This window comes from Streptomyces corynorhini (assembly GCF_003346515.1).
Classification (GTDB): domain Bacteria; phylum Actinomycetota; class Actinomycetes; order Streptomycetales; family Streptomycetaceae; genus Streptomyces; species Streptomyces corynorhini.
Genome location: NZ_QQNA01000265.1, coordinates 1 through 8522, shown reverse-complemented (window position 1 = coordinate 8522; position 8522 = coordinate 1). Strand labels below are relative to the sequence as shown.

Below are 8522 nucleotides of genomic sequence, written 5' to 3'. Positions count from 1 at the left end.
GTCGACGATGTACCGGCCGCGGACACCGCCTGGCAACCTCCCCTGTCGACCCGCGGCCGGTACATCGTCGACGCCCATGGCTCACGCTTCCGGCTGAAGTCGGCCAACTGGGACGGCGCCCAGGGGTCGTGGACCGGCAGCGGCAGCACCGGCGACCCCGCCAACCACCACGCCGGGCAGAACTCCCACGGCATTCCGCTCGGCCTGGACCGCGCCGCACTGCCCGACCTGATGGCCGACTTCCGCGCGCTCGGCGTCAACAGCATCCGGCTCTCGTTCTCCAACGAGATGATCCACAGCACCGCTCCGGTGCCGGACGCCGCCGTGGCGGCCAACCCGCGGCTGCGCGGCAGCACCCCGCTCCAGGTCTTCGACAGCGTGGTGGCCGCGCTGACCGGAGCGGACTTCGCGGTCATCCTCAACAACCACACCAACAGCTCCCGTTGGTGCTGCGGCATCGACGGCAACGAGCGCTGGAACAGCGGCCGGTCGACCCAGCGCTGGGCGGACGACTGGGTGTTCATGGCCCGCCGCTACGCCGCCGACCCCCGGGTCGTGGGGGCCGACCTCTACAACGAGGTGCGCCGGGACATACTGGACGACCCCAACTGGGGCCTGGGCGACGACCACGACTGGTACGCCGCCTCCCAGATCGCCGCCGACCGCATCCTCACCGAGGCCGACCCCGACCTCCTCATCGTCATCGAGGGGATCAACTGGACCGGCCTGCCCGTCGACGGTCTGCCGCACGGCCGCCCGCAACTCAAGCCGGTACGCACGCTGTCCCACACCCTGGTGGCCTCGGACAAGCTGGTCTACTCCGCCCACTTCTACGGCTACACGGGTTCCCGCCACAGCGGCGCCACCGGCATCGGCGAGACCCACGACGCCCGCTACCAGGACCTCACCCGCGACGAGCTGTACCGGACACTCCGCGACGAGGCGTTCTTCGTCGCCGAGGAGAGCGGCAAACACTTCACCGCCCCCGTGTGGATCAGCGAGTTCGGCGCAGGCGCCCACGAGACGGGGACGGCCGCCCGAACCTGGTTCGGCAACATCACCGACTACTTCGCCGACCACGACGCCGACTTCGCCTACTGGCCCCTGGTCGGCTGGGAGGGCCACGACGACTGGGCCCTGCTCAGCTACGCCCCGGACGGGCGCCGGTCCGGTCTGCTCGACCAGGGCGACTGGCGCGGTGCGGGCTGGAGCCGCCTCATGTCCGGGCAGCCGGTCCCAGGACCCGTCCCCGCGACCCCCGTCCGGCGGCTGCTCACCACCGATCACGGCGACCACGTCCAGTCGCTGCTGACCCGGGCCACCGGCGACTGGGCGCCCGGAGCCTCCAAGGCCGTCTGCCCCGACGGGCTGCGCCTGATCGGCCTCGGCCACACCTCCGGCCGGGGGCTGTGCACCGATGTCACGGCGGGCGCTCTGCGCGCCGCGGACGGCGCCCACACCGTCGTCACCGACGAGCGCCACGTACCGCAGGGCGGTGACTGGGCCTCGGGCTACACCAAACTCCAGTGCCCCGCGGGCCAGTTCCTCATCGGCTACGGGCATCGCGGCGGTCGCACGGCGGCGGCCCTCTGCGCCCCGGCCCGCGCCTCGCTCGGAACGGGCGCGCGGACCGTGTGGTTCGACCGGTCCGACAACCGCCCCGCCGACGCGGCCGGGGGCGACTTCGCCGAACGAGACTACAAAGGCCAGTGTGCCGACGGTGAGTACGCGGCCGGAATCGCCTTCACCGGCCGCCTGGGCAGCTCGGCGGGTCCCGCCGCTCTGCTCTGCCGCACCCTGACCTGAGAGCGCGTCGGCTCGTCCGGGGCGCCCCGGACGAGCCGCCCGGCCCCGGCCCCGGCCCCGTCAACCCCTGGTACCCCGAGGGAGAACGGGGACCTGATGCCGAGCGGTGGGGATGCCACCACCGCGGCCCCGTGCGCGCGATGCGCGTCTCTGGAACCAGGAGACGAAGGCGAAGGCCGCCCTGGTGAGGGTCACGGAACGACTCGGTGGCGGCGTCTAGACCGGGACCGGCCATGTGAGGTCCCGTGAGGCATGAGAGGGTCTGCCAGGTGAGCGAGACACCACCGAAGACCCTCCAATACCGTTTTGACGGGCCAGAAGGCGCTCCTGTACTGATCCTGGGTCCCTCGCTGGGCACCACATGGCACATGTGGGATCGCCAGGTGCCCGAGCTGGCCCGCCAGTGGCGGGTGCTCCGCTTCGATCTGCCCGGTCACGGCGGCGCGCCCGCGCATCCCGCCACCAGCGTCCCCGAACTGGCCGAGCGGCTGCTCGCCACCCTCGACGGTCTCGGCGTACAGCGCTTCGGGTACGTGGGCTGCTCCATCGCCGGGGCCATCGGCGCCGAGCTGGCGCTGCGCCGGCCCGACCGGATCGCCTCGCTCGCGCTGGTGGCCGCCTCGCCCCGCTTCGGTACCGCCGACGAGTTCCGTCAGCGCGGGGTGATCGTACGGGCCAACGGGCTCGACCCGATGGCCCGTACCGCGCCCGAGCGCTGGTTCACCCCCGGGTTCGCCGCCGCGCAGCCGGCCATCGTCGAGTGGGCCGTCCAGATGGTCCGCACGACCGACCCCGGCTGCTACATCGCCGCCTGCGAGGCGCTCGCGGCCTTCGACATCCGGGCGGAGCTGGGCCGTATCTCCGTACCGACCCTCGTGCTGGTCGGCGCCGAGGACCAGGTCACAGGACCGGCCGAGGCGCGGACCCTGGTCGCAGGGATCCCGGACGCGCGGCTGGCGCTGGTGCCCGGCGCCTCCCACCTCGCGCCCGTGGAGCAGCCCGCGGCCGTCACCGACCTGTTCGTCCGCCATTTCTCCACCGCCTGGTTCAACCCCTCCGACACGGCGACCGGGCTGACGGTGATGCCCGACCGGATGACGCAGCCCTTCGTCTCCGCACCGGCAGGCCCCGTCGCCGAGATCGCCCCCGCGGAACAGCCCCGCGCCGTCTCCAACGGCCGCGCGGACCCGTACGAGGCGGGGATGCGGGTGCGCAGGGAGGTCCTCGGGGACGCCCACGTGGACCGGGCCACGGCCGCCGCCGACGGCTTCTCCGGCGACTTCCAGGAGCTGATCACCCGCTACGCCTGGGGCGAGGTCTGGACCAGGGACGGCCTGGACCGCCGTACCCGCAGCGCGGTGACGCTGACCGCGCTGATCGCGGGCGGCCATCTGGAGGAGCTGGCCTTCCACACCAGGGCCGCGCTGCGCAACGGGCTGACCCCGGCCGAGATCAGGGAAGTGCTGATCCAGACCGCCGTCTACTGCGGCGTTCCGGCGGCGAACACGGCGTTCCGGGTGGCCGGGGCCGTCATCCGGGAGGAAACGACGCCCGAGGCGTAGCAGGATGGTGGGTGACCGCTACCACGACGGTGCACGAGGGGGGGCACGGCGACGAGAGAGGCGGCGAGCGCGGTGAGGCTCACCAAGAGGACCCACGCCTGCGTACGGCTGGAGAAGGACGGGCGCACGCTCGTCATCGACCCCGGCGCCTTCACCGAGGAGGACGCGACCGCGGGCGCGGACGCCGTCCTCGTCACCCACGAGCACCCCGACCACTTCGACGAGGGGCGGCTGCGGGCCGCGCTCGAAGCCGGCCCCGCCGCCCGGCTCTGGACGCTGCGCAGCGTCGCCGAACAGGTCTCCGCCGCGTTCCCCGGCCGGGTCCACACGGTGGGGGAGGGCGACACCTTCACCGCGGCTGGATTCGACGTCAGGGTCTACGGCCGGATGCACGCCGTCATCCACCCGGACCTGCCGAGAGTCACCAATGTCGGCTATCTCGTGGACGGTTCCGTCTTCCACCCGGGCGACGCGCTGACCGTACCCGACCATCCGGTCGACACGCTGATGCTGCCCGTCCAGGCACCGTGGAGCAAGCTCTCCGAGGTGATCGACTACGTGCGCGAGGTCAAGCCGCGCCGTTCCTTCGACATCCACGACGCCCTGCTCACCGACCTGGCGCGGCCCCTCTACGACCGGCAGATCGGTGCGCTCTGCGGCGCCGGGCACGGTCGGCTGGCCCCGGGCGAATCCGTCGACCTGTGATCGCCGGAGGGGGCGCTGTCGTACCCCGCCGATAGGCTGTGCTCATGCGCATCGCCACGTGGAACGTCAATTCGATCACCGCCCGGCTGCCCCGGCTGCTGGCCTGGCTGGAGAGCACCGGCACGGATGTGCTGTGCGTCCAGGAGACGAAGTGCGCCGAGGCGCAGTTCCCGGCCGAGCGGCTGCGCGAGCTGGGATACGAGTCGGCGGTCCACGCCACCGGCCGGTGGAACGGGGTGGCGCTGGTCTCCCGGATCGGTCTGACCGACGTCGTCAAGGGCCTGCCCGGCGGCCCGGAGTACGAGGGGGTGGCCGAGCCGCGGGCGGTCTCGGCGACCTGCGGCCCGGTCCGCCTCTGGTCGGTCTACGTGCCCAACGGCCGCGAGGTGGGCCACGACCACTACGGCTACAAGCTCGCCTGGTTCGAGGCGCTGCGCGCGGCCGTCACCGAGGACGCGGCGGGCCTGCTGCCCTTCGCCGTGCTCGGCGACTTCAACGTGGCCCCGGCGGACGACGACGTCTGGGACCTGTCCCGGTTCGAGGGCGCCACGCACGTCACCCCCGCCGAGCGGGCCGCGCTCGCCGCGCTGCGCGAGGAGGGGCTGAGCGACGTGGTGCCGCGTCCTCTCAAGTACGACCGCCCGTACACCTACTGGGACTACCGCGAGCTGGGCTTCCCGAAGAACAGGGGCATGCGCATCGACCTGGTGTACGGCAACGCGCCGTTCGCCGGTGCCGTCAAGGACAGTTACGTCGACCGTGAGGAGCGCAAGGGCAAGGGCGCGTCAGACCACGCGCCGGTCGTCGTCGACCTCGACCTCTGACGCCGTCGGGCCGCCGGGCGCGGCGTGGCGGCGGATCGTTCGCCACACACGGTGGACGGTGGCCTCGGTGAGCAGGGGCGAGCCCAGGGCCGCGCGCAGCACCGGACGGCCGTCGACGGTGCTGGACGAGAGGAGGAGGGCCGGGTCCCCGGCCAGGCTCCGGGCCACCTCGCGGGTCCGCGGGTCGGTGTCGAGCCGGAAGACGACCAGGCCGAGCCGGTGGGTGACCAGGTGGAACCCGGCTTCGGCCGCGACGAGTTCCGCCAGGAGCGCGGCCATGCGCACATCGTGGCGGATGGCCTCGCGCAGCCCTTGGAGGCCGTGGGCGCGCATGACGTACCAGAGTTTGAGGGCGCGCATGGGCCGGCCCAGCGGGATCTGCCAGTCCCGGTAGTCGACCACCGCGCCGGTGTCGCTGGCCTCGTTGCGCAGGTAGGGCGGGGAGACGCTCATGGCCTCGGTCAGTGACCGCCGGTCGGAGGTCCACATCACGTTGCACGGGGTGCCGGTGCGCATCCACTTGTGGGCGTTGACGGCGTAGGAGTCGGCCGCCCCGACGCCGTCGTTGAGCCACCGGAACTCCGGGCACAGGGCGGCCGGGCCCGCGTAGGCGGCGTCGACGTGCAGCCACACGCCCTCCTCGCGGCAGATCCGGCCGATGTCCGCCAGCGGGTCGACCGCGCAGGTGCCGGTGGTGCCCACGGTGGCGACCACGATCGCCGGTACGCCGCCCGCCGCGCGGTCGGCGGCGAGCCGCTCGCGCAGCGCGCGCGGATCCATCCGCGCGGTGCCGGGCAGGGTGGGGACGACGGTGCTCTCGCCGAGACCGGCGACGCGGGCCGCCTTCGCCACGCAGGAGTTGGCCTGGTCCGTACGGTACAGCCGGTAGCGGCCCTCGGTGCCGAGGTCGCGCCACCGTCCCCGCGAGGCCCGGTGCAGGGCCGCGACGACGGCGACCAGCACGGCGGAGGAGGCGGAGTCCTGGATCACGCCCCCGCCGTTGCCGGACGTGTGGAGGAAGTGGCCGGGCAGTCCGAGGGCCTGGGCGAGCCAGTCGGTGACCACCTGTTCGAGTTCGGTGGCCGCGGGCCCGGTCGTCCACATCATGCCCTGGACCCCCAGCCCGGCCGTCACCAGTTCGGCGAGGACCGAGGCCGGGGAGTTGCCGGTCGGGTAGTAGGCGAGGAACGCCGGGTGCTGCCAGTGGACCAGGCCGGGCACGACGGTGTCCCAGGTGTCCTGGAGGATCCGGTCGAGCGGCTCGCCCTGTTCCGGCGGGAGCGCGGGCAGCGCGGCGACGGTCGCGCCGGGAGCGCGGCCCGGCCGCGTCACCGGCAGCCGTTCGTCCGCCAGGGCCCGCCAGTGGCCGACGAGGCGGTCGACGGCCTCGTGGACGGCGGCGCGGAACGGCTCAACTTCGTTACCGAGAGACATGGCTGCGAACTCCGAGCGATCGTGGGCTACCTTTCGTTCCGCTATGGAACGTCATATCCCGTTACTCGTCCTCGCTCCGCCCGACCGGCTGCCCACCGGCTTCGACGGCCTGCGCGCCGCCGCCGACGCCGGACAGGCCGCGCCGGACGCGCCCACCCACGCGCTGCCCGACCGGCGCGAGGCCGCCTACGACGCCTACTTCCGGGTCGCCCGCTCCGGCCACCCGCCGGCCCTGCTCCTCGCGGCGGCCCTCCGGGAGACCCTGCGTGCCGTCCGCGCCGGTCTCCCCGAAGCCGCTCACGAACCCGTGTTCGACGAGGTGCTCGCGGTCGCGGGCTTGACCGGGCCATCGGCCCCGGCCCCGGCCCCGGCCCCGGCCCCGGCCCCGGCCCCGGCACCGGCCCCGGTGCCGGGGCCGACAGCCCTGCGGCCGGGGCTCACGGCCCCGCTGCCGGTCGCCGCCGACGGGCCCGCGCGCTGGCTCCACGGGCACCGCCTCTTCTTCGCCCTCATCCAGGCCACCACCGTCGGGGTCGCGCAGGCCGTCCACGCCACCGAGCCCGCCGCCGCCGACCGGGGCGCCGGGGAGGCGGCCGTCTGCCTGCGGGCGTCCACGGCCGCGCTGCGGCTCGCCTCCGGCTTCCCCGCGAGCGACTACGAGGCGCTCGTCAGGCCCTCCATGGCGCCCCCGCACCAGCCGCTGGCCGGGTTCTCCGGACTCTGGTCCGCCGATCACCGCGCGCTGATCGACCAGCTGCGGGCCTGGGGGCGGACGCCCCGGGCGCGCGACGAGGGGAGCGCCGCCGGGCGGGCCCTGCGTGCGGCCCTGGAGGGGGCGTACGCGGCCCACGTCGGCGTCTGCCGGCGCTTCGTCGGCGCGGGCCCCTCCCTGCTGGGCGGAGCCCCGGACGCGGCCGCGACGCTCGCCGAACTCGGGACGGCCCGCCGTCGGCTCCTGAACTGACCGCCGCCCGCGTCGTCCGCGGCTCGCCCGATCGTCAGCCGCCCGCGCCTTGCGCTGCCCGCGTCGTCCGCCCGCGCCTTCCCCCGTCCGCCCGTCCGCCCGTCCGCCCGCCCGATCGTCAGCCGCCCGTGCCCATGCCACCGCCCAGGAGACCGCGCATGTCCCTTCCGCCCGCGCCCGGTTCGCCGTGTCCCGCCCGACGCCTCGTCCTCGATCCGCTGGTCGGGGACATCGAGGGCGAGCACGCCCGGCTGCGCGCCGCCGGGCCGCTGGCCGCGGTCGAGCTGCCCGGCGGGGTGCCCGCGTGGGCCGTCACCCGCCAGGCCGAGGCCAGAGCGCTGCTCACCGATCCGCGCCTGGTCAAGGACATCGGCGCCTGGCACGCCTGGCGGCGCGGCGAGATCCCCGCCGACTGGCCGCTGATCGGGCTGGCGAACCACGGCCGGTCCATGTTCACGGTGGACGGCGACGACCACCGCCGGCTGCGCGCCCCCGTACAGCAGGCGCTCAACTCCCGGCGGGTGGCGGGCATGCGCGCGCGGATCACCGAACTGACCCGGGAACTCCTGGACGCGCTGCCCGACGACAGGCGCCCCGTCGATCTGAAAGCGGCCTTCGCCCTGCCGCTGCCGATGACCGTCGTCAGCGAGCTGATGGGGGTCGGCCCCGGGCGGCGGGCCGGGTTCCGGGCCCTGTTCGACACGTTCCTCTCCACTCGGACGGCCCCCGCCGAGGTGGGCGCCAACCAGGCCGAGCTGACGGCCGTGATGCGCACGCTGGCCGACGCCCGCCGCGACCGCCCCGGATCCGACCTGACCAGCACCCTCGTCGCCACTCGCGAGAGCGACGACCCGTTCACCGACGAGGAGATCGTCAGCACCCTGCAACTGATGATCGGATCGGGCTACGAGACCACGGTCTGTCTGCTCGTGAACGCCGTCGTCAACCTCTCCGCCCACCCCGACCAGCTGGCCCTCGTCCGCTCCGGAGCCGTCGGCTGGGACGCCGTCGTCGAGGAGACCCTGCGCTACTCCGCGCCGAACTCCAACTTCCTGATCCGCTTCGCCACCGAGGACGTACCCGTGGGAGAGCGGGTGCTCCCGCGCGGCGACGCCCTCGTCGTGTCCTACGGCGCCATCGGCCGCGACGAGCGCCGGCACGGCCCCGCGGCCGGTGACTTCGACATCACCCGCTCGCCCAACCGGCACATCTCCTTCGGCCACGGCC

Annotated in this window: 7 protein-coding genes; 6 read left to right on the top strand and 1 reads right to left on the bottom strand. The window is 74.1% G+C overall.

The genetic code is table 11. The features are described 5' to 3' along the window. The 4 genes from DVH02_RS28105 to DVH02_RS28090 form a co-directional block, all read left to right on the top strand. A partial coding sequence (locus DVH02_RS28105) for a glycoside hydrolase family 5 protein (protein WP_114626664.1) occupies nucleotides 1-1806 on the top strand: 1806 nt, incomplete at its 5' end. A gap of 269 nt (nucleotides 1807-2075) precedes the next feature. Then, nucleotides 2076-3368 carry a bifunctional 3-oxoadipate enol-lactonase/4-carboxymuconolactone decarboxylase PcaDC gene (gene pcaDC, locus DVH02_RS28100; RefSeq protein ID WP_114626663.1) on the top strand — a complete coding sequence of 431 codons (1293 nt, stop codon included), beginning with the start codon at nucleotides 2076-2078 and terminating at the stop codon, nucleotides 3366-3368. A 72-nt stretch (nucleotides 3369-3440) separates the two neighbouring features. Continuing rightward, complete coding sequence (locus DVH02_RS28095) at nucleotides 3441-4073, top strand: MBL fold metallo-hydrolase (protein WP_114626662.1); 633 nt, start codon at nucleotides 3441-3443, stop codon at nucleotides 4071-4073. 44 nt (nucleotides 4074-4117) lie between these two features. Beyond that, a complete protein-coding gene (locus DVH02_RS28090; RefSeq protein ID WP_114626665.1) occupies nucleotides 4118-4897 on the top strand; it encodes an exodeoxyribonuclease III in 780 nt (259 codons plus the stop codon). Here DVH02_RS28090 and DVH02_RS28085 read toward each other — a convergent pair. Continuing rightward, entirely contained in the window at nucleotides 4859-6331 is a 1473-nt protein-coding gene (locus tag DVH02_RS28085; protein ID WP_114626661.1) for a pyridoxal phosphate-dependent decarboxylase family protein, read from the bottom strand. The two genes, DVH02_RS28090 and DVH02_RS28085, sit on opposite strands and share 39 nt — an antisense overlap. Before the next feature lie 43 nt (nucleotides 6332-6374). Here DVH02_RS28085 and DVH02_RS28080 point away from each other — a divergent pair, with 43 nt between their 5' ends. Then, nucleotides 6375-7295 carry a hypothetical protein gene (locus DVH02_RS28080; RefSeq protein ID WP_114626660.1) on the top strand — a complete coding sequence of 307 codons (921 nt, stop codon included), beginning with the start codon at nucleotides 6375-6377 and terminating at the stop codon, nucleotides 7293-7295. A 158-nt stretch (nucleotides 7296-7453) separates the two neighbouring features. Next, nucleotides 7454-8522, top strand: a 1069-nt coding sequence (locus tag DVH02_RS28075; RefSeq protein WP_147286145.1) for a cytochrome P450 family protein, incomplete at its 3' end; no start/stop codon positions are given.